Below are 22,725 nucleotides of genomic sequence, written 5' to 3'. Positions count from 1 at the left end.
GTTCTTTTGTTCTTATGTCTAAAAAAAACTCTGTGCAGCCTGTGTCCTCTGTGGTGAACCCAAACTCTAAAACAAATAAAAAAAACAATGAATAACAAGATAGATCCCCTTAACAGACGGGAAGAAGCGATTCTGCTCCTGGACAACTATGACTCTTTCACTTACAACCTGCTGCACGTGGTAAAAGAGTTGGGAGCCACTAACATTGAAGTGTTCCGCAACGACGAAATTTCACTGGAAGAAGTGGAACGTTTTGATAAAATCATCCTTTCGCCGGGACCGGGCATACCGGAAGAAGCCGGACTGCTGCTACCCATTATCCGGAAATATGCACCGACCAAAAACATCTTAGGAGTTTGCCTGGGACATCAGGCCATCGGTGAAGCCTTCGGGGCAGCACTCGAAAACCTGACAGAAGTATACCATGGCGTACAGACTCCGGTCAACATCCTGAAAGAAGATGTTCTTTTTAAAGGTTTGGGACACGAAATACCCGTAGGCCGCTATCATTCGTGGGTAGTAAGCCGCGAGGACTTCCCCGAATGCCTCGAGATCACCGCCGAAAGCCGTGAAGGACAAATCATGGCATTGCGGCACCGCACGTACAACGTACATGGCATCCAGTTCCATCCCGAATCGGTGCTGACTCCGCAAGGAAAAGAAATCATTAAAAACTTCTTAAACCAATAAACCCCATGAAACAGATTCTATATAAATTATTCGAACATCAATACCTGGGACGGGACGAAGCCCGTACCATATTGCAGAACATTGCACAAGGCAAATACAACGACGCACAAGTGGCCTCACTGATAACCGTCTTCCTGATGCGCAACATATCGGTAGAGGAACTTTGCGGATTCCGTGATGCGTTGCTCGAAATGCGCGTACCGGTGGATCTGAGTGAATTTGCGCCTATCGATATCGTAGGAACCGGAGGTGACGGCAAAAATACATTCAACATCTCTACCGCAGCCTGTTTCACTGTGGCAGGAGCCGGATTTCCGGTAGTAAAACATGGCAATTACGGTGCCACTTCCGTCAGCGGAGCCAGCAACGTAATGGAACAGCATGGAGTAAAATTCACCGGCGATGCAGACCGGCTCCGCCGTTCTATGGAAAAGTGCAACATCGCCTATCTGCATGCCCCTTTGTTCAACCCTGCCCTGAAAGCAGTGGCACCGATACGGAAAGCGTTGGCCGTACGTACCTTTTTCAATATGCTCGGTCCGTTGGTAAACCCTGTCATACCGCAATATCAGTTACTTGGAGTCTACAACCTCCCGTTGCTCCGTCTGTACACATATACCTATCAGGAGAGCGCCACCCGCTTTGCCGTTGTACATAGTCTGGACGGGTATGATGAAATCTCCCTGACCGACGAATTTAAAGTGGCTACCTGCGGCAACGAAAAAATCTATACTCCGGAAAATCTCGGCTTCAACCGTTACGGAGAAGCCGACCTCGACGGCGGAAATACCCCGGAGGACGCAGCAAAAATATTTGATGCTGTTATGGAAGGAACGGCTACGGAAGCACAAAAAAACGTAGTGGTTGTCAATGCTGCCTTCGCCATCCAGGTGATCTGTCCGGATAAGCCGATAGAAGAATGCATCGCCCTCGCCCGTGAATCACTGGACAGCGGCAAGGCAAAAGAGACCTTAAAGAAATTTGTTGAACTAAACAGATAGAAAAACTATCGCCCACCCAAAAGCATGAAAGATATATTATCCGAAATCATCGCCAACAAGCGTTTCGAAATAGACTTGCAGAAACAGGCCATCCCATCGGAACAGCTTCAGGAGAAACTATCTGACGAAATACAGCCCGGATACTCCATGAAGCAGGCACTAACTTCTTCGTCTACCGGTATTATTGCAGAATTCAAACGCCGCTCTCCATCCAAAGGATGGATTTATGAAGACGCACGCCCCGAACAGGTAGTGCCGGAATATGCAGCCTCGGGTGCTTCGGCGCTTTCTATCCTCACAGACGAAAAGTTCTTCGGAGGAAGCCTGAAGGATATCCGTACGGCACGCCCGCTGGTAAATATTCCGATTCTGCGCAAAGATTTCATAATCGACGAATATCAACTGTATCAGGCCAAAATAGTCGGAGCCGATGCCGTACTGCTGATTGCTGCCGCACTGGATACAGAGAAGTGCCATGCCCTTGCTGAAAAAGCTCATGAACTGGGATTGGAAGTCTTGCTGGAAATCCATACTGCCGAAGAGTTACCATTTATAAATAAGGAGATCGATATGGTGGGGATCAATAACCGCAATCTCGGCACTTTCTTTACGGATGTGGAGAACTCGTTCCGATTGGCCGGACAACTGCCCCGGAACACAGTATTGGTGTCGGAAAGCGGCATATCCGATCCGCAAACCGTGAAGCGCTTGCGTAATGCCGGATTCAGAGGATTCCTGATCGGAGAAACGTTTATGAAAACCGGGCAACCGGGCAAGAAACTGGAAGAATTTATAAACGAATCGAACCCAGTAACCCATTCCCATGACAAATTCACCACAGAGTAGCACAGAGGACACAGAGTTTTAATTTTCAAGTCCACAGAAATATCTTAAATTTTCCCTCTGTGTCCTCTGTGTCCTCCGTGGTGAATCGAAATCAAAACCATTCAATTAAGAACAAGAATGATAAACGACAAACTGATAAAAGTCTGCGGAATGCGCGAAGCCGACAATATCCGCGATGTAGAACAACTAAAGGTCGACATGATAGGCTTTATCTTCTACCCGAAGTCTCCCCGCTGCCTATGCGAGCTTCCGGCTTACATGCCGGATGCGGCAAAGCGTGTGGGTGTCTTTGTCAACGAAGACAAAAAAGAAATCGAGATACTTGCCGACCGCTTCAGTCTGGATTATATCCAGCTGCATGGCAATGAATCACCGGAATACTGTCATTCACTCCGGTCAACCGGGTTAAGGCTGATCAAAGCGTTTTCCATCGCCCGGAGAAAGGATTTTGAGAACACCGAAGCATACGAAAAATCTTGTGACTATTTCCTGTTCGACACCAAATGTGAACAACATGGCGGCTCGGGCAATCAATTCGACTGGACGATGCTGAACAGCTACAAAGGGAAAAAGCCTTTCTTACTTAGCGGCGGAATCAATCCATACAGTGCTCCGACCCTGAAAGAATTGCGTCATCCCCAATTGGCGGGTTTTGACCTGAACAGTCGTTTCGAAACCAAACCGGGACTGAAAGAGGTAGAAAGACTCAAGTTCTTTTTAGAGCAACTGGGGAAATAAAGCTCCACCGACCCTGAATATAAAAAAGTAATGAATTAAAAATAAAAGTGTATGAACAGAATAAACCAACTTTTCAGTAGCAATCCCAAGGATTTGCTATCCATCTATTTTTGTGCCGGCACTCCTACACTGGAGGGAACAGCCGAAGTGATCCGTGCCCTCGAGAAACATGGAGTAAACATGATCGAAATCGGTATCCCTTTCAGTGATCCGATGGCAGACGGCATTGTAATCCAGAATGCAGCCACACAAGCCCTACGCAACGGGATGTCGCTCAAACTTCTGTTTGAACAGCTGCATAATATCCGCCGGGATGTAAAAATCCCATTGATATTAATGGGATACCTCAACCCGATTATGCAGTTCGGCTTCGATAACTTCTGCCGGCAGTGTGCCGAATGTGGAATCGACGGTGTCATCATTCCCGACCTTCCCTTCAAAGACTATCAGGAGCACTTCCGCAACATTGCGGAGCAATATGACATCAAAGTGATTATGCTTATCACTCCCGAAACGAGTGAAGAGCGTGTACACGAGATTGACGAACATACGGACGGTTTTATCTATATGGTTTCGTCGGCTGCCACCACAGGGGCACAACAGGACTTTGACGAACAAAAACGTGCGTACTTTAAAAAGATTGAAAAGATGAATCTGCGCAATCCACGCATGGTAGGTTTCGGCATCAGCAACCGGGCCACTTTCCGTGCTGCCTGCGATAATGCCTCGGGAGCCATTATCGGCAGCCGTTTTGTTACTCTGCTCAATGAAGAAAAGGATCCGGAAAAGGCCATTCTCCGATTAATTGACGGAATAAAATAAGAACAAAACTCACCACAGAGGACACAGAGCAACACAGAGACGATTTTAAGTCGTTGTTTGTTAGTAAAGAGCTCTGTGATACTCTGTGCTACTTCGTGGTGAAAAGAATCTCGACACAGTCTCTTTTATCGTTTATAGTTTATAGTTTATAGTTCTTTTTTGTATCTTTGTCGGCGAAACAGCAAAAAAGATACAGATATGAAAGCAGATTACCCCTCCGTATTACTCATTTATACTGGTGGAACTATCGGAATGATAGAAAACCCGGAAACCGGTGCTCTGGAAAATTTTAATTTCGACCATCTACTAAAGCACGTACCCGAACTGAAAAGATTCAATTACCGCATCTCTTCCTATCAGTTTGATCCCCCTATTGACTCTTCGGACATGGAACCGGCATTCTGGGCCAAACTGGTTAAGATTATAAACTATAACTATGACTCTTTTGATGGGTTTGTCATCCTTCACGGCACCGATACAATGGCGTATACAGCTTCTGCCCTCAGCTTCATGCTCGAGAACCTGAGTAAACCTGTCATCCTGACCGGCTCTCAACTCCCGATCGGTACACTACGCACAGACGGCAAAGAAAACCTGATTACAGCTATTGAAATTGCAGCAGCCAAAAACCCGGATGGCACCGCAATCGTTCCCGAGGTCTGCATCTTTTTTGAAAACCATCTGATGCGTGGCAACCGCACGACTAAAATCAATGCTGAAAACTTCAACGCTTTCCGCTCGTTCAACTATCCCCCATTGGCACGAGTAGGCATCCATATTAAATATGAACCTAACCTGATCCGCAAACCGGATCTGACCAAGCCTCTGAAACCTCACTATCTGTTCGATACGAACGTAGTCATTCTGACACTCTTCCCCGGGATTCAGGAAGGGATCGTATCTGCACTGCTCCATGTGCCGGAACTAAAGGCAGTAGTATTAAAAACATTCGGTTCGGGCAACGCACCCCAGAAAGAGTGGTTTATCAGGGAACTGAAAGACGCTACGGACCGGGGCATCATTATCGTCAATATCACTCAATGTGCCTCCGGTGCCGTCGAAATGGAACGCTATGGCACCGGTATCCAGCTGCTTCAGGCAGGAGTCATCAGCGGATACGACAGCACACCGGAATGTGCGGTCACCAAATTAATGTTCCTCTTAGGGCATGGACTCGACAATAAAGAGATCAGGTATAAAATGAATTCTTGCCTGATCGGCGAAATAACCAAAAGGACCGAATAAACACTCCATGCACCAGGCCTCTTTGGCATCTTCGTTATCACCGGATCGTATTATTCCTAAAAAATATTAATGACGTTATAATAAGTTATATTTCAAACAATACAGGCCGATTAATAGTTGTACATTTGTGTCGAATATTTGCAAATACTGAACAAAACAAACAAATATGAAAACAACAATTAACAAACTATTTTTTGCATCGTCAATGATCCTATCGACGGCGTGCATTACAGCTTGCGTTGATGATAACAAAGATCTCTATGACCCCTCTTATCAAACTCCCAATCCCATGGAGGATATCAGTGCTCCGGCGGGATTCGACTGGTCGTCTACAAATTCCATAAAATTTAGCGTGGAAGTCGATGATGAGTTTGACGGACAGTATTATTATACCGTAGAAATATTAGATAAAAATCCGCTTGAAGCAACAGCAGAGGATCCCTACAATACTTTAGCCAAAGGAGTTGCCAAGAAAGGAGAAGCTTATCAGACCGAAGTAGTGTCTTCCAAGGATATAAAGTATCTTTATGTCCGTCAGACTGACCCACGTGGCAGGGACCAGATAAAACAAGTGGAAATCAGCGAATCAACTTCCCATGTTCAATGCTCTTTTACAGGTACGTCTGCCATCAAAACGAGAGCTTCGGTAGCCACCAGAGGGAATAACGGAGGAATTGACATTCCTAAAAGAGCAGAACAAAGCTATGACACCAATGGAGCTATCCCGATAACAAGTTCTTCCCAAGTTTTGGAAGGAGGGAAAGCCTATATTGTAACCGGAAAATTCCAAGGAAAATTTAAAGATACCTCTCTCAGCAACTCCAACAGAGCGACTGTCTATATACAAGGAAACTGGGAACCGGCACAAGCCATTACCCAAAACTACCTGGATATTATTGTTCTGAAGGGTGGAACGATTGAGGGAACAGACCTGAAACTACAGAATGCAAGTAATTTAACGATCCAATCCGGAGCCAAGATTAAGATAGCTAAATTGGAAGGTAATACGCAAAGTACGATCTGTAATTTCGGTGAAATAGAAGTGGATAATCTACTATTAAATTCTTTTGATCTCCTCTATAATGGGAATAAAGTAGATGTTAAACACAATATAGATGCCTCTAAAGGAGGAAGTATTCATAATTTCGGAGAATTAGATGTAGAAAAAGAAATAAAATTGAATACTTCTTCAATTGTATACAATGCTGCCGGAAGTGAGTTGGAAGCGGAGAAATATACAGCAGCCGGAAGTAAGAACGTGAACTTCGGAGAAATGGAATTCGATACATATGATAGCGGTGAAGCGGGAGGTTCCCTATATAATAACTGCATGCTCTTTGTAGAACATATGAAAGCAGGAGGCATTATTTATCTGGATCATGGAGTCATAGCAGAAGAAAAAGAAGATGACAAAAATAAGGATTATTTTGAAGAAGCTGATGATATATACTTTTATGACAACGCCAAATTGACGTTGGCCAATGGTTCAATGATAAAAGCAGAAAAAATAACCATTAACTCCAGTTTTTCAGCTATAGGCGAAGGAGATGAAGCTTCTCTATTGAAAGTGACCGATAAATTACAGATCGATAACTGGTCAAATAAGTTTAGTGGTCAACTTTATATCAGCGGTAAAATCAATTGTTCCCATAATGACATGTATCAAGCGGGAAGTGAGGTGATCTTTTCAAGCGAGCCCGATATCATCATAACCGGCTGCAATGGAAAAACGGAACTGCCGGATCCTGCTCCGGAACCTTCTGATCCTAACTTCCCGATTATTGTGGATGACAACCATAATTATACATACCTGTTTGAAGACCAGTGGCCTCTGTATGGAGACTACGACATGAATGATATCGTTCTGGAAATAAAACACAGAAAGACAAGTATAGACAAATGGAATAAGATCACAGAACTCGACCTGACGATTGAGTTAACTGCTGTCGGTGCCCAGAAAGCAATTGCAGCCGCCATCATGTTCGACGAAATTCCGGCATCTGCCATCACGCAGCCTGTTACTTACGCAAACAACTATCGTCCGATATCATTCGACCTTACTGATAAGAATATAGAGAAAGGCCAGGACTATGCGGTAGTTCCCTTGTTTGACAATGCTCATGCACTGATGGAGCGCCCGGCAGGTTCGTTCGTCAATACAGTTTCCGGTAGTGACAATAACCAAAAGGACTCCAAGATCATCAACTTTACACTCAGATTCGACCCGGCATCGGCACCAAGCAGTGATGCACTCAATATAAACAAACTGAATCTCTTCATCATCACTGACAGAGGCAGCAAACGAAAAGAGATCCACGTAGCCGGATATCAGCCAACCAAACTGGCAAATACTGAACTGTTCGGAGGCAACAATGATGCATCTTCCGTAAACGGAAAGAAATATTATATCAGCAAAGATAATCTGGCATGGGGCATCATAGTTCCCACCCAATTTAAATGGCCGTTAGAATATACAAAGATTCAAAATGCATATAAACAGTTTGCCGGATGGGTAACCAGCGGTGGAGTGAATAACACAAAGTGGTGGAACGATTTTGATAATACCAAAGTGTTCCAGACCAATAAAAATTAGAACAGACTATTGAACAGAAGGCTGTGTCAAAACTCACCACAGGAGGACACAGAGTAACACAGAGGCAATTTTAAATTGTTGATTATTAGCAAAAAGACTCTGTGCTACTCTGTGTTACTCCGTGGTGAAAATAGTTTCGACCCAGCCTCTTTTCGTGTCTAAAAGAGAGCCTTCAGATAAAAACACTTCTTTTAGAGAACATTGTTACAGAAATATTATATATATTTGCAGTACTGAGTAAATATACTCTATCTTACACTTAAACAAACAACAAAGCAAACATCATAACGATACTTAATCACATTATGAGAAAGAAGATATTACTTGTTGACGATAAAGAAACGATTGGTAAAGTAGCGTCAATCTATTTAGGCAAAGATTACGATTGCCAGTATGTACAAAATCCGATAAAAGCAATTGAATGGTTATATGAAGGTAATTTACCGGACCTGATAATATCAGACATACGAATGCCGGAGATGAGAGGAGATGAATTCCTGCATTACCTGAAGCACAATGAGTTGTTCAAAGACATTCCCGTCATTATGCTCTCCAGTGAAGAAAGTACAACCGAAAGAATCAGATTATTGGAAGAAGGAGCCGAAGACTATATCCTGAAACCTTTCAACCCCATGGAGCTAAAAATCCGTGTCAGAAAAATCATAGACTAAATGCCACATCTCATTTATATCGGGAGACATACTGCTACTATCGAACATTTCTCTAAGATAGCTGAAGGTGCGTTTTATGCCATTCAAAACAGCAAGAAAGCGAGCGAATTTATCGATAAGATTCGTGAAAAGTATGATATAGCGATCCTTTTCGAAGAACGGGATCTATCAAAAGATATTCCTGAGATCCAGTATCTGAGAAAAAAATTCCCGGGTGTATACATCGTCCTTGTCACTGAAGGAATCAATAAAGAAGACAGGCCCGTCTATCTGAAAGCCGGTATCAATAATTCAATGTCGTTTGATTCTACCTCCGAAGCATTTAAAAACATGTCGGAGTTTATGATGCGACGGAAACAGCAAAAAATTAACGATATCAACGAAAAAGGATCGAACTTACAAGCTTTCAGACTGCCTTTATGGAAAAGATTATTTGATATAACTTTCTCGTCGATAGCCATACTCTGCTTATCTCCGATACTGTTAATCACAGCGTTAGCCATCCGGATGGAGAGTAAGGGTGCCGTAGTGTATAAATCCAAACGGGTAGGAAGCAACTACAAAATATTCGATTTCCTGAAATTCCGTTCCATGTATACCGATGCGGACAAACATCTGAGAGACTTCAACCAGCTTAACCAATATCAGGCCGAGGAGGAGGAACAGAACCCGGCGGAAGAAGAACTGCTGATCAGCGATGATATGGAGCTGAATGAGGAAGAAATCATGCTTATTTCAGATGATTTCGTCATATCCGAACAAAGCTATACAAATAAAAAGTCCGTAGAAAAGAAAAATGCGTTCGTTAAACTGGAGAATGATCCCCGCATCACCAAAGTGGGACGCATCATCCGTAAGTACAGCATCGACGAACTGCCGCAACTTATCAATATCCTGAAAGGAGATATGTCCATCGTGGGCAACCGCCCTCTCCCGCTTTACGAAGCCGAACTGCTGACAAGCGATGAATATATCGACCGCTTCATGGGACCAGCCGGACTAACGGGACTTTGGCAGGTAGAAAAACGCGGAAGCAGTGGGAAGATGTCCGCTGATGAACGTAAGCAACTGGATATAAAATATGCCAAAACGTTCTCCTTCCAACTGGATATGAAAATTATCCTGAGAACTTTCACGGCGTTTATACAAAAAGAGAACGTATAACCGTACATATGAAACTATGGATACTTTTATTCAAATAACAGATTTTATTCTGTTTCTGTGCTTCAGCCTGTTTACCATCTATCTGGGAATACCGGCAGTGGCAGCTTCTTTAAAGAATGCCACGCGATACCCGAAGACAGGAAAGAAACATAGATTTGCCATTCTGTTCCCTACGGATACTCCTTTCTCTTTTTCGCCCGACTATCCGGAAGAGCTGTATAAAGTATTCACTTACGAAGACCTGACAGAAACCGTAGGTACGCTGGATGAAAAGGATTTTGATGCCGTAATCATCCTCGGAAAAACAACTTGGATTGAACCTGCGTTTCTGAATGAAATAAATAAAGCATTCGATGGAGGAGCCAGAGCTATCCAACTTCATCCTATCACAGAAAACCGTTCTACCCGGAAGCAATACTTTCAGGCATTGAACGAAGAAATCAATCATTCTTTCTTCCGGAAAGGAGCCATCCGCCTGGGAGTATCATCGGCCTTATGTGGTACGGATATGGTGTTAGATCTGGCATGGCTGAAGAAGAACCAAAAGAGCCGTAAGAGTAATCTGGAAAGAAGATTAGTCCGGCAGGGCATCTTCGTCGAATATCTGGAAACGGTAAAAGTCTACAGCAATGACATACGTATCCCACAATATAAAGTAAGATTCTCCAAGGCTCTCCCAGCACTTCCGGAAGCAATGCTCACGGCACACTGGGATTATTGCAACAAGATTTTCAGATGGGTTCTGCCTTCCTGGAGAACAGGCTTAACCGCCATTTTTTTCATCGCAATACTGTTGCTTTGCTACAACTGGACTCTGTCTTTAAAGTGGTGGGCCTTACTTTACGTCCTGATATTCATCGTATGTCTGGCTATCCCGGATTATCTGGTAGGACAGAAAACCAAGAAATAACCAACTCTCCCCGACTATGGCACTGAAAGAGACAATCAAACAGAACCCTGCACTTAAACAAGCCGTACACCGATTCATCATGCATCCGGTGAAAACACGTCCCAACTGGTGGATACGCATATTCTCTTTTCTCTACCTGAAGCGGGGAAAAGGTTCCGTGATATACCGAAGCGTACGCCTCGACCTCCCTCCGTTCAACCTTTTCTCTCTTGGAAAATACTCGGTAGTAGAAGATTTTTCGTGTCTGAACAATGCGGTGGGTGACCTGATTATCGGTGATTATACCCGGATCGGACTGGGAAACACAATTATCGGCCCTGCAACCATCGGTCACCATGTAAATCTGGCACAGAACGTAACGGTGACCGGTCTTAACCATAACTATCAGGATGCAGACAAACGTATAGATGAACAAGGAGTGAGCACTCGGCCCGTCACGATTGAAGATGACGTGTGGGTAGGCGCCAATGCAGTCATCTTGCCCGGCGTGACACTGGGAAAGCACTCGGTGGTAGCCGCAGGAAGTGTTGTCAGCCGTTCTGTTCCCCCCTACTCCGTATGTGCAGGCAGTCCGGCCAAAGCGATCAAGCAGTTCAATCCGCAAAGCAAAATCTGGGAAAAAATAAGCCCGAATGGGCGAAAGTAACTACATATAGTGAGATATCTTACGTAATATACCCTAAAAAGGGGATTGTGGCAACTGCGAAAACACGCTATCTTTGCAGTATCAGAATTTAATTAATTAGTCATAATTTTATTACGTAGCCACATTTGAGTAAAAGGAACAATCCCGCCGAAGTGATTTCGTCGGGATTTTGTTATTTATATGGTTACCGGACAGATCAACCGGATATGAGACAGTGAAGAGAAAACAGTAAAATCCGGACATAAAAAAACGAGTAAATTCTTCAGTAGAATTACCCGCCCCACATCAGAAAAGCCATAAAGGCTTTTCTTTAATACCTCAAAATTCCTAAAAACACAATCTTCTTTTTACCTAAAAACTCTCAATACCTATTATTCTTTTACCTTTAAAAATCTTTACCTAATTGAAAATCACTTGAAACTTTTAATACCTTAAATCTTTATCTAATACCTAATATTCTATTTTACCTTAAAAAGCAATTTCCCAACTGCACTGCAAAGATACGGCTTTTTTCTAACCCGACAAGCGGTTTTATGTTTTATAACATTCTTTTAGAGCTATAAATCCTTTACGTCACTTAGCTCAACCAGCTTATTTACAATAGCATAGATGGTCAGACCGGCCGCACTGTGTATTTGCAGCTTCTTGCTGATATTTCTGCGATGTGTGATCACCGTATGGATAGAAAGAAAGAGTTTTTCGGCAATTTCCTTATTGGTCATTCCCTTCACCACACAAATCACGATCTCTTTCTCACGTTGACTCAGAGCCTCCTGGCTATCCTCCTCTTCTTCGGGTTCTATATTCTGCAAGAGATTGATTTTATTGGCCAACGCCTCCAAGTCATCGAAAATAGAAATGGACGCATCGTACTTACTGAGCAGCGAAGCATCGATAAACGAACTGACCAATGCCACTACCCTGATTCCCTTGCCGGCAGTCTCTTCACGGAAACGTGCCACATCGAAAAAGTCGCCAAATGTAGGGTTGACCACCAATATATCGGGGAACTGTGTACGCAGGCAATCGTTGAGTGCCTCTACCGACAGCAGTTCTACCGGTTGAATTTTCAGATTGGGTAAACGTTTCAAAGCCAGCGTCAGGCCACTGCGAATAATCACCGACGTCTCGGCTACAGCTATACGGATTGATTCGTTATTTTTCATTTTCTCGCATCCTCCTTTCCAGTTTCAGAATGGCAGGAACAAACAAATAGTCTTCTACTTTACAGTGTGATTCAAGCCCTTCCTCACAAGCATAAATATCAAACAAGGCTGCATTCAGCACATTGGTATTTGCCTTGGCCGGACAATATTTAATAATAATGTTTTTCAGCTCCGTAAGCCGCTCTCCTACCTGCTCGTGATGTTTTGAGAAAGTGCTGATCTGATAATTCTTAGGCGCATTGCCATGAATCAGCGTATCCACATACTTAAACACTGTTTTTTCTTCATACTCCATATGTTTGCGTACCTCCCGCATATATCCGTCGAAGAACTTCAGAATAAGGAATGAAACATCGTCCTGCGAACAGTCAATGGCTTCAATCAACTTCCTCCGAATGGCCGGCAGACAGTAATCGAGAAAATAGATATGCGCTTGTCTCAGATAATCGACCAAAGCCGGTATGGAAATATCGTCGGCACTGCCGTCCATACGTGAGAACCCTTCAGCCATGAAATTCACAACAACCAAAAATGTATGGCAATCTACATTGTTCATCTCACAGACCTCTTTCACTGTCTTGTCACCAAACCCTAATGAAAGCCCAAAGCGGCTCATAACTTGTAAAAGAGAATAATTATCACCGATAAGGTCGATCATTTTATCGGTTGGTTTATATTTTTGTAGTTTATCCATCAACACCTTAATTATATTACGGGTGCAAAGAAACACAATATTTAGATGGTACGCAATCACTATAAATAGGTATTTTCACGATAAATAAACTAAAAAAACACAAGAAATGACGAAACAGAACGGCATGTAAACAACAAAATCATGGATTATCCTTCATCGTTCACCACTATTTTTTACCTTTGCATCAATCAACTAAAACATAACAATATGACAAACGAACTGGAGCTGAAATATGGTTGTAACCCCAACCAAAAACCCGCGCGTATCTTTATTAAGGAAGGCGAACTGCCCATCGAGGTCCTGAACGGCAGACCCGGATATATCAATCTGCTGGACGCCTTGAACAGTTGGCAGTTAGTGAAAGAACTGAAAGAAGCAACCGGACTTCCGGCTGCCGCTTCATTCAAGCACGTAAGTCCGGCAGGTGCCGCGGTAGCAGTGGAAATGAGCGAAACATTGAAGAAGATTTATTTCGTAGATGACATGGAACTTTCTCCGATGGCAACTGCGTACGCCCGTGCCCGGGGTGCCGACCGGATGTCATCTTACGGAGATTTCATCGCCCTTTCTGATGTTTGTGACGAACCGACAGCCCGCATCATCAACCGTGAAGTGTCGGATGGAGTCATTGCTCCCGGCTACACTCCGGAGGCACTCGAGATTCTGAGAAACAAACGGAAAGGTACTTATAATGTAATCAGGATAGATCCGGCATACCGTCCGGCCCCCATCGAACATAAAGACGTATTCGGCATTACATTTGAGCAGGGACGCAATGAACTGAAGATTGACGAAAGCCTGCTAAAAGAAATGCCTACCCGGAACCGGAACATTCCGGCTGATGCCAAACGTGACTTGATTATCGCCCTGATCACTTTGAAGTATACACAGTCCAACTCCGTATGCTATGCCAAAGACGGGCAAGCCATCGGCATTGGTGCAGGACAGCAATCACGCATCCATTGTACCCGCCTGGCCGGAAACAAAGCCGACATCTGGTATTTGCGCCAACATCCGAAAGTGATGAACCTGCCTTGGAAAGAAAAGATACGCCGTGCCGACCGTGACAACACGATCGACGTATATATCTCGGACGACTATATGGATGTGCTGGCCGACGGCGTATGGGAACAGTTCTTCACCCGGAAACCGGAAGTGCTGACCCGTGAAGAAAAGCGTGCATGGCTCGATACGCAATCGGGCGTAGCTTTAGGCTCGGATGCCTTCTTTCCTTTTGGAGACAACATTGAACGTGCGCACAAAAGCGGCGTGAGCTACATTGCCCAGCCCGGTGGATCAGTTCGTGACGACCATGTGATAGATACCTGTGACAAATACGACATAGCGATGGCCTTTACGGGCATCCGGCTATTCCATCATTAATAACAATCGCCCCCTTTACTCCCCATTTATAGTGATAACTACCCTGTTATTTCCACTATAAATGGGGATTTTCTGTTTCTTCCGAACCTCTTATCTTTGCCACATCATTTAAAAACAAGATCAGAAAATGAATAAAATTGGAGTATTTTACGGTTCCACAACGGGGACTACCGAAGATGTAGCCCGCCGGATTGCAGAAAAACTGAACGTTCCTAAAGGTGACATCCACGATGCCTCAAAACTGAACGACGAGTTAGTGAAAGAGTATGATGTATTAGTGCTGGGCACCTCTACATGGGGAGCAGGCGAACTTCAGGATGATTGGTATGATGGCATTAAAGTGCTGAAGAAGGCCGACCTGTCTCACAAATTTGTAGCGCTCTTCGGTTGCGGAGACTCAGATTCATACGGCGATACCTTCTGCGACGGCATCGGTATCCTGTACGAAGAGCTGAAAGACACCCATTGCACCTTCTGCGGAGCAACCGACCCGTCCGACTACACATTCGACTCTTCTGTCGCAGTAGTCAACGGCAAATTCGTGGGACTTCCTTTGGATGAAGTTAACGAAGACAACAAGACCGACAAGCGTATTGCCCAATGGACTGAATCTTTAAAAAAAGAATGTATCAACTAATTTAAAATTCCGACGAACGTTATGGCTATCGAACGAAAGGTTCCGGGTGAAATACGAATTTTCCTGAACCATGTATACGAATTCAAGAAAGGGATACGCAACATGGTGCTCTACACCATGAATAAGGAGCACGAAGCGTTTGCCATACAACGTCTGGAAAAACAGAATATCAGTTACCTGATACAAGAAGTAAACACCAATAAGATAAATCTGTTCTTTGGTAAGGCCGAATGTATGGAAGCCATACGGCATATCATTATTCGGCCTTTGAACCATCTCACTCCGGAAGAAGATTTCATATTAGGCGCTATGCTCGGATACGATATCTGCCAACAATGTAAACGATATTGCAGTAAAAAAGAAAATATAAAGATTGCCGGCTAAGTTTCAGATTGTTTTCAGTACAAGGACACGGTTCATCCGGCAGAAGGATACAGCCACGCCGGAATGAACCAACAGGATGACACAGAGTTTCGCAGAGGGAAAATAACAGCCAGCCCTGCGGAACTCTGTGTCACATTGTAGCGAGCCCACTTGCCCCCATACAACCACACAGTCGCCTGATAAACCGTGCCGGTTTCGCCTACCTCTATTTCATAAAGAATGTTATCCCCGTAGTACTTTCCGCAGGAAATTTGTTTTATAAGAAAACAATTAATTAAAAATACCCGAAAACAAGATGATTAAAGCATTCTTCAAAAAGAACCTGCTCACATTTGTCGGACTGGCAATAGGAGCTGTAGGAGGATTCCTGTATTGGAAATACGTAGGCTGCACCGGCGGCACTTGTCCCATTACCTCCTCGCCGGTCAACAGCACCCTTTGGGGAGCTGTGATGGGCGGATTACTTCTGAACCTGTTTAAGACAGGCAGTACCCCGAAAAGAACCGACTAATCCCCACATCTTATGGCAACCGCAAACGAACAAGAACAATCAAGAGCCTACTTACTTGCAGGCATGTTTACGCTTTCACTGCGCCTCGTAGTGGGATGGACTTACTTTTCAGCCTTCTGGCGACGCCTTGTACTCGAAAATAAACTGATACCGGACAGTGCCGGATACATCGGAGAAAAGTTCAACCATTTCCTTCCGAACTCGATAGGTATCCGTCCGGTAATCGAATATCTGGTATCCACCCCCGATATGTTGTGGTGGGCAATGGTGATCTTCACCCTTGTCGAAGGGGTAGTCGGGTTACTCTATATGTTAGGGTTCTTCACCCGCCTGATGAGTATCGGTGTATTCAGTCTGGCCACCGGTATCCTCTTAGGATCCGGATGGTTAGGAACAACCTGCCTGGACGAATGGCAGATCGGTATTCTGGGAGTAGCTGCCGGATTCACTATCTTCCTTTCCGGTGGTGGAAGATACTCGGTCGATTATCTGACAGAGCGAAAATTCGCCTTACGGAAGAAAGCAGGCTGGCTGGTATGGCTGACCTCCGGAGAATTACCTTTAAAGACCAAACGCTTTGCCAATATCAGTGTGGCAGGTGCCATCGTCATCTTCGTACTGACCCTGTACACCAACCAAGAGTTTCACAACGGTGTCTGGGGACCACTGCACAATAAGTCCGTCAAACCGAAGATTGAAATATCCGACGCACAAATAGAGAACAACTCTTTGTCATTCAGTGTTTATCGTGTTGAAGGTGCCGATGTATACGGCTCTTTCCTGATCGGTATCAGCCTGAAAGACGCCAACGGACACGTTGTGTTAGAAAAGAAAGGAGAAGAACTGGCTGACTTCCCAATCGGAAATATCGATAACAAATACATTGCCCGGGTAGCTCCGGGTAAGCATAGCCTGGTGATTCCGCTCGGAAGCAAAGCAACCCTTACAGTCAATGATCCGGCTATGGGAACTTTGCCCAAAGGAAAATACGAATTGGTACTGACCGATATCAGTGGCATCACCTGGAAAAAAGAGATCGTCCATTAATAACCATTAAAAAGCAGAAAAATGAAAAAGAGCATTCTTATCCCCTTCCTATTTATAGGATTGCTGGCCTTTGCATCTTGCAAAGGGACATCCGAGAACAAGACAACTGCCGGCGCAGATACGGTACAAACGGAAAAACCGCAACCGGGAACCATCCACCTGACTCGTGCAGAGTTTCTAAAGAAGGTGGCCGACTATGAAAACCATTCGAAGGAATGGAAATACCTGGGTGACAAACCGGCTATCGTAGACTTTTATGCCGACTGGTGCGGTCCCTGCAAAATGGTCGCTCCGATCCTTGAAGAATTATCCAAAGAGTATGCCGGAAAGATTTATATCTATAAAGTAGATGTAGACAAAGAACCGGAACTGGCAAAGGCTTTCGGCATACAGAGTATTCCCACCCTCTGGTTTGTACCGATGAAGGGAGAGCCCCAAGTAAGCATGGGGGCTTTATCCAAAGAGCAACTAAAAGGGTATATCGATAAAGTTCTATTGAAACCATAAACGATGATGCGGCCTCACCCGGCAAACCGGTACTGAGGCCGTTTTTTGGGAATTTATCGTTTTTCTGATCTATGAACTTTCATGTAGCCATCGGTCAGCGTTTTCATAAAGGCCACGATGTCGGCTTCTTCTTCCTGTGTCAGTCCGAGATTTCCCAATTCATCCTTGTTCACGGTAGCAGGATACTCGGCAGGTGGAAAATCATCACTCACGTCCCGCACATTATAGAAATGCACAATCTCCTCAAGTGTCTTAAAATAACCGTTATGTCCATATGGAGCCGTGAGTTCCACATTGCGCAACGTAGGCACACGATACTTGCCATTCTCACTTTCAGCATTGACAATAGCCCCCAACCCCAAATCCACCGAATCGGCAGTTAGCAGGAAATATTCTGCCGGCACCTTATAATGCGGATGATCCGGCAACTTCGGTATACCCAGATTATCATAAGTATGATCGGTAAACAACGTGCGGTGTGCCCGCTTGTCACGATCCAGGACATGGCATTCGGCACATTGCCCTTTCTCCTTGAAAAGCTCCTTTCCACGCGCTTCCTGTGCGGTCAGCTGATAATTTCCTTTTTTATAGGCATCGTACTTGGATGTAAAAGGATTGATTTCTTTGGATGACTGATAAGCCGCCAGTGCGTCCGTAACGTAAGCAAACAGCGAATCGGCATTACCCGTTTCGCCATATATCCGTATCAAACGGTCATAATACGGAGTACGTCTCACCTTTTCGGCCACCATTTGTTTGTCCTTATTCCCCATTTCCACCGGATTCAGCAAAGGAACACCCGCCTGATCCTGCAAAGAAGGAGAACGGCCGTCCCAAAACAGGCCTCCCACATAGCTTTCATCTTCATCATCATAATGTAACTCAGGCACAAAAGCGGCATAACATACCGACATGGAATTGCGCTGAGAAAAGAGTCCCTGCACTGCGCCTTCGGATATGGCACGCGACTGTTCATCGGCAAATCCCCGGGAGACGGCATGGCAAGTGGCGCACGACTGTCCGGATGGTTCAGAGAGCGAAGTATCATGGAAGAGGAGTTTACCCAACGCTTCTTTTTCACTTCCGCCTTTGTGAGGCGGATGTCCGCACGAGATGCAGACAGAACCCATCAGTGCGGCTAATAGTAGTTTATGTGTCATCATAGTTGTAAAAACAGGGATATAGTTGTTTCAGGGTTCAAAGATACATCATTTTCTGAAAAAGGTATAAAAAAGCCCGGTCGAAATCACATCGCCCGGGCCCCTCTAAACAGGCTCTTACGAATCTGTTCCACGAAAATATACTATAGTTATAAAGAAGTTCTATTCCTCTTCGGGCCAAAGTTCTCCCGCAACCATTTCAGCCATTTTCAGCGTATGCCATTGCTTCTCCTCAGCCTCTTCATAAGATTCCGAAGTTAGTACCTCAGCATTGGGAATGCAGAGTGAGAAGCGATGCGAGGGAATATAACGTACAATCTGGTCGATCTTAGCCCTTAGTTCTTCCAACTCTTCCTCTACGGGATAATGGGAAAGGACGAAACCAAAAACCGATTGCTTTTCCCGTATGAACCACAGCAAACGGTTTTTGCCACAACATTCCGAATCATAGTCGAGGAAAAAAGCATTGATGCCCTGTAGTGAGAAAAGCATTTCGGTAGGCGAGTGAAAAGCGATGTAAAGGTCGGCAGGCAGATTTTCCAAAGCCATGTTGTTGACACGAATAGCATTATCTGTCACCGTGCGCGTTGCGTCATCGAGTTGCAGATAACGGCATCCCGATTTATACAATTCCATAATCAGCTTCTGATACACCTGTGCAATATCCACCAGCAATGTCTCGAGTTCGGGATAAATCAGATCCAGTTGCGTCCGGTTTGCGTCCTTCATCAATTCGGCCAGCAGGCGCGAAGGCGCCGGAAGCACCTGCTTAGCTATTACATCTCCGCCGGTTACCCCGGTAAGAAAAACAAAATCATCGAGCACCGGATGACGATGCACATCGATCCTGCCGGTCAGTTCGACAGAAGTCTTTCTGTCATCCCGGAATCGGATGCCATCCAATCCGCACATAAAGTCGAGCGGCCACGCATCACTGCGGAAACGGCCGTCGGTGACCACCTTCAGCCCTTCTGCCTTCAGTCTGTCTACCAGATTCCGTATTTCGGCATCTTCGACAGCACGCAAAGTAAGCAGGCTGATTTGTTCGTTTCGATATTGCTCACGGGCTTCTCTCAATGCAGGAGGCAGAAGAAAAGTACCGGCAACGTCTACTTTGAACGGAGGAACTACTTTTTCCATACGCTCTACGTTTTTAATATTGATTGTTACTATTGTGCTTTGCTCCTAACCCACGAGGAACCAAGACTTATCAGCGAGAGTGGCAGGTCTTCTGACTTAGCTTCCATTCCGAACGCCTTCCCGGCTTACACGAGCCAGTGGCAAAAGAGTATCCGATCGGAATGTTTGTATTAAAGCCTCACAGCAGCGGGACTGTCCGGGAGTCACACCCGGTTCCCTTTTAATCGCCAGAAGCAGGAAAGCTTTGGCGAACCAATCTGCCGACAAATATAAAAACAATAAATCAGATATTTGTGTTCAGAGAGATACTTTTTTCAATCGGAGCCTCTGCCGAAGTAAAACCGAGGCTCTGTCCGGACAGAACAAAGGCTCCGTCCGACCGGGACAGAGCCTTCGTTTCAACCGGGCAGAGCCTCGGTTTCCAGACTAATTGCAACGGGCTTAATAGCTGATCTTTACTCCGGCAAAATAGCTTCGCGGAGCAGCCGGCCCATAGATATATCCGGAGTCACGTTCCACTCCCTGGTCAAAGTCGTTCTGATAAGCGTTGAACACATTTTGTACACCGGCGCTCAACTGGAGGCCTATCGTCTTATAAAGTTTGAAATCATAGGCCAACTTAACTCCCATATCGAAGAAATCGCGCGTATTGACCGCTATGTCATTCTTGATATAACCTGCCATATGCTGCACCAGCATCGAACCGGTATAGGTTCCCGACAAGGAAACGGAGAGCGGTTTGACAGGGGTATAGGTTGCCGTGAAATATCCATAGGTATTCGGAGTACGGAAAATCTTCTTCTGAGCCGGTGCCGTTTCACTCCATTTTTCGGGTTCGTCATAGCGGCTTTGCTGCAAGGTGACTCCCGCCTGCAACTGGAACAAAGAGAGGTAAGCCATTTTTCCTTCCATCGACAGTCCCAGCACTTTCGCTCCCGAACCATTGCGACGTTCTTTAATCAGAATCCCGTCCCGCACTCCGATGTTCTCGAGAACAAACACATCCGACAGCTTGGTATAGAAACCTTCTACCAGGAAGTTCACCTGAAAAGCACCGAAGCGGTGATACATATCCGCCGAAGCACTGAAACTCTGCGACTTCTCTTCTTTGAGATTCTTGGCGCGCTCAATCATAGACACCGTTCCGCCCACATTCTCAATATGCAGGTCTTCATCAAAAGCTTGGGGGGCACGGAATCCGGAAGAATAGCTCAGACGGAGGTTGACGTCCTGTGTAGGATTGAAACGCAAATTGGCACGGGGACTGAAGATGACATGGTTGATCAGATTATGCTTGTCCAGACGTCCGCCCAGCAAGATACTCCACTTTTCATTTTTCCATTCGTTCTGGAAGAAAGCGCTACCGATATTCACCGTCTGCCTGGTATAGCGATTGTATCCCCACATATCATCCTTCAGATTGTCACGGTTATATTCCAGCCCGGCAGTCAGATCGGCAGGCATAAAGAGGCATTTATCGAAACTGTACACATACTGGGAACCGCCGATAAAGGTCAGGTCCGTCGTCTTTCCATAGGCATTCAGGTCCTTTTTACTACCGTAATAGCTGTCGCGGTCCGTATGCTGTGCCGATGTATACAGTGTCAGGCGGTGCTTTTCGTTCGGAGCAAAATAGTCGAACTTCAATCCCCCACCATTGATGGAATGCTGAATCTGCTCGGCAATATCGGCTTCGTGAGGCGGACGGTTCAGCATGTTGCCGCCACGGCGGAACTCCTGCAAGTGATGATACTCAAACGTTAGTTTGGAGTATGTACTTGTTTTCAGGAACGAACGGAAACCTACTGTCTGGTTTTTGAGTTTAGGCATTTCGGAATAACCGTCCCCGTCGTGATCATACGCATCGCGATGTCGGTTCTGACCGAACACATAGAGTCCTGCTCGGTGATCGTCGGTCACCAGCGAAGCATTCAGCGAGGTATTATTGTCGAAAGACGAGCTGCCGCCAATAGAAGTAATGGTGTGTGCCAACTGCCCCGAATTGCGTAACGGCTCTTTAGTGATGATATTGATGGTTCCGGCAATGGCAGACGAACCAAACAGCGCAGAACCTCCACCACGCATCACCTCTACCCGCTCAATCATGTTGGCAGGAATCTGCTCCAAACCATAAACACCGGAAAGGGCACTGAAGATGGGACGCGAATCGATAAGAATCTGCGTATAGGGGCCGTCCAGACCATTGATGCGCACCTGCTGGAACCCGCAGTTCTGGCAATTCGTCTCCACACGCACACCAGGCTGAAAGTTCAGTCCTTGCGAGAGTGTAGGCGAGTTCGTATTCTCGAACATCTTCATATCCACCACATTGACCAGCGTAGGTGCCAGCCTCCGTTTGGTCACACTTCGATTGGCAGACACCACCACTCCGTCGAGGGCTACGGCATCCTCTTCCAGCTCGAAGTTTTCTTCAAGCGTCTTCCCCTTTTTAAGCGTGACGTTGCGGCTGATGGTTTTATAACCAACCGAACTGGCTTCGAGGACGAAATCCCCTTCGGGAAGGTTTTTAAGGAAATAGTGTCCGGTGGCATCCGTCACGGTGCCAATCGTGGTTCCTTTCAGAGCAATCGTTATATAAGAGAGGTGTTCACCCGTTTTTTTATCGAGTACATGTCCGATGATATTCGCATCGGAAGCTTTCAGTTCCGGGTGTTCCGGTTGGTCGGCCATAGCCGGCAACAAGGCACAGCACAGGCTAACGAGGAAAAATATGTATTTCTTCATTTTCGTTTCTGGATAGTAAAATTAC

At 45.3% G+C, this 22,725-nt stretch carries 22 protein-coding genes and 1 riboswitch; of the genes, 17 read left to right on the top strand and 5 right to left on the bottom strand.

What is annotated here, in order from left to right:
* Nucleotides 1-87: 87 nt before the first annotated feature.
* The 11 genes from ISX59_RS11185 (at nt 88) to ISX59_RS11135 (ending at nt 11,326) form a co-directional block, all read left to right on the top strand.
* Nucleotides 88-690 (top strand): aminodeoxychorismate/anthranilate synthase component II, encoded by a 603-nt coding sequence (locus tag ISX59_RS11185; protein WP_050550267.1) that lies wholly within the window; start codon nt 88-90, stop codon nt 688-690.
* 5 nt (nt 691-695) lie between these two features.
* Nucleotides 696-1,691 (top strand): anthranilate phosphoribosyltransferase, encoded by a 996-nt coding sequence (gene trpD / locus ISX59_RS11180; RefSeq protein WP_220575918.1) that lies wholly within the window; start codon nt 696-698, stop codon nt 1,689-1,691.
* A gap of 24 nt (nt 1,692-1,715) precedes the next feature.
* The gene (gene trpC, locus ISX59_RS11175) at nt 1,716-2,537 is read left to right on the top strand and encodes an indole-3-glycerol phosphate synthase TrpC (RefSeq protein ID WP_022012613.1); all 822 of its coding nucleotides are present in this window, start codon (nt 1,716-1,718) and stop codon (nt 2,535-2,537) included.
* 117 nt (nt 2,538-2,654) lie between these two features.
* Nucleotides 2,655-3,275, top strand: a complete 621-nt coding sequence (locus ISX59_RS11170; protein WP_032540493.1) for a phosphoribosylanthranilate isomerase — start codon at nt 2,655-2,657, stop codon at nt 3,273-3,275.
* A 51-nt stretch (nt 3,276-3,326) separates the two neighbouring features.
* Nucleotides 3,327-4,097: a tryptophan synthase subunit alpha gene (trpA, locus tag ISX59_RS11165; RefSeq protein ID WP_032530048.1), complete on the top strand. Its 771-nt coding sequence runs from the start codon at nt 3,327-3,329 to the stop codon at nt 4,095-4,097.
* A 198-nt stretch (nt 4,098-4,295) separates the two neighbouring features.
* Nucleotides 4,296-5,342 carry an asparaginase gene (locus ISX59_RS11160; RefSeq protein ID WP_005778344.1) on the top strand — a complete coding sequence of 349 codons (1,047 nt, stop codon included), beginning with the start codon at nt 4,296-4,298 and terminating at the stop codon, nt 5,340-5,342.
* Nucleotides 5,343-5,508: 166 nt separating this feature from the next.
* Nucleotides 5,509-7,935, top strand: coding sequence for an LruC domain-containing protein (locus ISX59_RS11155; RefSeq protein ID WP_032540492.1), 2,427 nt, complete (start codon nt 5,509-5,511; stop codon nt 7,933-7,935).
* 305 nt (nt 7,936-8,240) lie between these two features.
* Entirely contained in the window at nt 8,241-8,606 is a 366-nt protein-coding gene (locus ISX59_RS11150; RefSeq protein WP_032530046.1) for a PleD family two-component system response regulator, read from the top strand.
* On the top strand, nt 8,607-9,770 hold the full coding sequence (locus ISX59_RS11145; RefSeq protein ID WP_005778348.1) for a sugar transferase: 1,164 nt from the start codon (nt 8,607-8,609) through the stop codon (nt 9,768-9,770).
* 16 nt (nt 9,771-9,786) lie between these two features.
* Nucleotides 9,787-10,680, top strand: a complete 894-nt coding sequence (locus ISX59_RS11140) for a hypothetical protein (RefSeq protein WP_032537034.1) — start codon at nt 9,787-9,789, stop codon at nt 10,678-10,680.
* 16 nt (nt 10,681-10,696) lie between these two features.
* A complete protein-coding gene (locus ISX59_RS11135; protein WP_022012607.1) occupies nt 10,697-11,326 on the top strand; it encodes a DapH/DapD/GlmU-related protein in 630 nt (209 codons plus the stop codon).
* A gap of 557 nt (nt 11,327-11,883) precedes the next feature.
* Here the strand turns inward: ISX59_RS11135 and ISX59_RS11130 are convergent.
* Together ISX59_RS11130 and ISX59_RS11125 are read right to left on the bottom strand one after the other, a co-directional pair.
* Nucleotides 11,884-12,492 carry a response regulator transcription factor gene (locus ISX59_RS11130; protein ID WP_005806654.1) on the bottom strand — a complete coding sequence of 203 codons (609 nt, stop codon included), beginning with the start codon at nt 12,490-12,492 and terminating at the stop codon, nt 11,884-11,886.
* Complete coding sequence (locus ISX59_RS11125; RefSeq protein ID WP_005778355.1) at nt 12,482-13,186, bottom strand: hemerythrin domain-containing protein; 705 nt, start codon at nt 13,184-13,186, stop codon at nt 12,482-12,484. Before ISX59_RS11125 ends, ISX59_RS11130 begins: the two co-directional genes overlap by 11 nt.
* Nucleotides 13,187-13,393: 207 nt before the next feature.
* Between ISX59_RS11125 and ISX59_RS11120 the strand changes: the two genes are divergently transcribed.
* The 6 genes from ISX59_RS11120 (at nt 13,394) to trxA (ending at nt 17,655) form a co-directional block, all read left to right on the top strand.
* Complete coding sequence (locus tag ISX59_RS11120; RefSeq protein WP_005806659.1) at nt 13,394-14,569, top strand: phosphoribosylaminoimidazolecarboxamide formyltransferase; 1,176 nt, start codon at nt 13,394-13,396, stop codon at nt 14,567-14,569.
* A 127-nt stretch (nt 14,570-14,696) separates the two neighbouring features.
* A complete protein-coding gene (fldA, locus tag ISX59_RS11115) occupies nt 14,697-15,206 on the top strand; it encodes a flavodoxin FldA (protein ID WP_022012605.1) in 510 nt (169 codons plus the stop codon).
* 21 nt (nt 15,207-15,227) lie between these two features.
* On the top strand, nt 15,228-15,590 hold the full coding sequence (locus tag ISX59_RS11110; protein ID WP_005778362.1) for a DUF2023 family protein: 363 nt from the start codon (nt 15,228-15,230) through the stop codon (nt 15,588-15,590).
* Between the two features lie 295 nt (nt 15,591-15,885).
* Nucleotides 15,886-16,101 carry a DUF6132 family protein gene (locus ISX59_RS11105; protein WP_005778363.1) on the top strand — a complete coding sequence of 72 codons (216 nt, stop codon included), beginning with the start codon at nt 15,886-15,888 and terminating at the stop codon, nt 16,099-16,101.
* A gap of 12 nt (nt 16,102-16,113) precedes the next feature.
* Entirely contained in the window at nt 16,114-17,148 is a 1,035-nt protein-coding gene (locus ISX59_RS11100; protein WP_005806662.1) for a TQO small subunit DoxD, read from the top strand.
* Nucleotides 17,149-17,169: 21 nt separating this feature from the next.
* Entirely contained in the window at nt 17,170-17,655 is a 486-nt protein-coding gene (gene trxA, locus ISX59_RS11095) for a thioredoxin (RefSeq protein ID WP_005778368.1), read from the top strand.
* Between the two features lie 53 nt (nt 17,656-17,708).
* On the opposite strand, the gene ISX59_RS11090 is transcribed toward trxA, so the two are convergent.
* The 3 genes from ISX59_RS11090 to ISX59_RS11080 all read right to left on the bottom strand — a co-directional run bounded on the left by ISX59_RS11090 (nt 17,709) and on the right by ISX59_RS11080 (nt 22,700).
* Entirely contained in the window at nt 17,709-18,818 is a 1,110-nt protein-coding gene (locus ISX59_RS11090; RefSeq protein WP_032540490.1) for a cytochrome-c peroxidase, read from the bottom strand.
* Between the two features lie 159 nt (nt 18,819-18,977).
* Complete coding sequence (locus tag ISX59_RS11085) at nt 18,978-19,955, bottom strand: methionine synthase (RefSeq protein ID WP_022012603.1); 978 nt, start codon at nt 19,953-19,955, stop codon at nt 18,978-18,980.
* A 63-nt stretch (nt 19,956-20,018) separates the two neighbouring features.
* Nucleotides 20,019-20,227: riboswitch (cobalamin riboswitch) on the bottom strand.
* A gap of 169 nt (nt 20,228-20,396) precedes the next feature.
* Entirely contained in the window at nt 20,397-22,700 is a 2,304-nt protein-coding gene (locus ISX59_RS11080) for a TonB-dependent receptor (protein WP_022012602.1), read from the bottom strand.
* Between the last annotated feature and the right edge of the window lie 25 nt (nt 22,701-22,725).

Source organism: Bacteroides sp. FSHCM14E1, assembly GCF_019633785.1.
GTDB classification, from domain to species: Bacteria; Bacteroidota; Bacteroidia; order Bacteroidales; family Bacteroidaceae; genus Bacteroides; species Bacteroides hominis.
Note: the sequence above shows the minus strand (reverse complement) of the source record. Positions and strands in the feature narration are given on the sequence as shown.

Bases quoted from the DNA above. Each gene is read 5' to 3' on its own strand.
- ISX59_RS11185 (WP_050550267.1), top strand. From the start codon at position 88: ATGAATAACAAGATAGATCCCCTTAACAGACGGGAAGAAGCGATTCTG.
- trpD (WP_220575918.1), top strand. From the start codon at position 696: ATGAAACAGATTCTATATAAATTATTCGAACATCAATACCTGGGACGG.
- trpC (WP_022012613.1), top strand. From the start codon at position 1,716: ATGAAAGATATATTATCCGAAATCATCGCCAACAAGCGTTTCGAAATA.
- ISX59_RS11170 (WP_032540493.1), top strand. From the start codon at position 2,655: ATGATAAACGACAAACTGATAAAAGTCTGCGGAATGCGCGAAGCCGAC.
- trpA (WP_032530048.1), top strand. From the start codon at position 3,327: ATGAACAGAATAAACCAACTTTTCAGTAGCAATCCCAAGGATTTGCTA.
- ISX59_RS11160 (WP_005778344.1), top strand. From the start codon at position 4,296: ATGAAAGCAGATTACCCCTCCGTATTACTCATTTATACTGGTGGAACT.
- ISX59_RS11155 (WP_032540492.1), top strand. From the start codon at position 5,509: ATGAAAACAACAATTAACAAACTATTTTTTGCATCGTCAATGATCCTA.
- ISX59_RS11150 (WP_032530046.1), top strand. From the start codon at position 8,241: ATGAGAAAGAAGATATTACTTGTTGACGATAAAGAAACGATTGGTAAA.
- ISX59_RS11145 (WP_005778348.1), top strand. From the start codon at position 8,607: ATGCCACATCTCATTTATATCGGGAGACATACTGCTACTATCGAACAT.
- ISX59_RS11140 (WP_032537034.1), top strand. From the start codon at position 9,787: ATGGATACTTTTATTCAAATAACAGATTTTATTCTGTTTCTGTGCTTC.
- ISX59_RS11135 (WP_022012607.1), top strand. From the start codon at position 10,697: ATGGCACTGAAAGAGACAATCAAACAGAACCCTGCACTTAAACAAGCC.
- ISX59_RS11130 (WP_005806654.1), bottom strand. From the start codon at position 12,492: ATGAAAAATAACGAATCAATCCGTATAGCTGTAGCCGAGACGTCGGTG.
- ISX59_RS11125 (WP_005778355.1), bottom strand. From the start codon at position 13,186: ATGGATAAACTACAAAAATATAAACCAACCGATAAAATGATCGACCTT.
- ISX59_RS11120 (WP_005806659.1), top strand. From the start codon at position 13,394: ATGACAAACGAACTGGAGCTGAAATATGGTTGTAACCCCAACCAAAAA.
- fldA (WP_022012605.1), top strand. From the start codon at position 14,697: ATGAATAAAATTGGAGTATTTTACGGTTCCACAACGGGGACTACCGAA.
- ISX59_RS11110 (WP_005778362.1), top strand. From the start codon at position 15,228: ATGGCTATCGAACGAAAGGTTCCGGGTGAAATACGAATTTTCCTGAAC.
- ISX59_RS11105 (WP_005778363.1), top strand. From the start codon at position 15,886: ATGATTAAAGCATTCTTCAAAAAGAACCTGCTCACATTTGTCGGACTG.
- ISX59_RS11100 (WP_005806662.1), top strand. From the start codon at position 16,114: ATGGCAACCGCAAACGAACAAGAACAATCAAGAGCCTACTTACTTGCA.
- trxA (WP_005778368.1), top strand. From the start codon at position 17,170: ATGAAAAAGAGCATTCTTATCCCCTTCCTATTTATAGGATTGCTGGCC.
- ISX59_RS11090 (WP_032540490.1), bottom strand. From the start codon at position 18,818: ATGATGACACATAAACTACTATTAGCCGCACTGATGGGTTCTGTCTGC.
- ISX59_RS11085 (WP_022012603.1), bottom strand. From the start codon at position 19,955: ATGGAAAAAGTAGTTCCTCCGTTCAAAGTAGACGTTGCCGGTACTTTT.
- ISX59_RS11080 (WP_022012602.1), bottom strand. From the start codon at position 22,700: ATGAAGAAATACATATTTTTCCTCGTTAGCCTGTGCTGTGCCTTGTTG.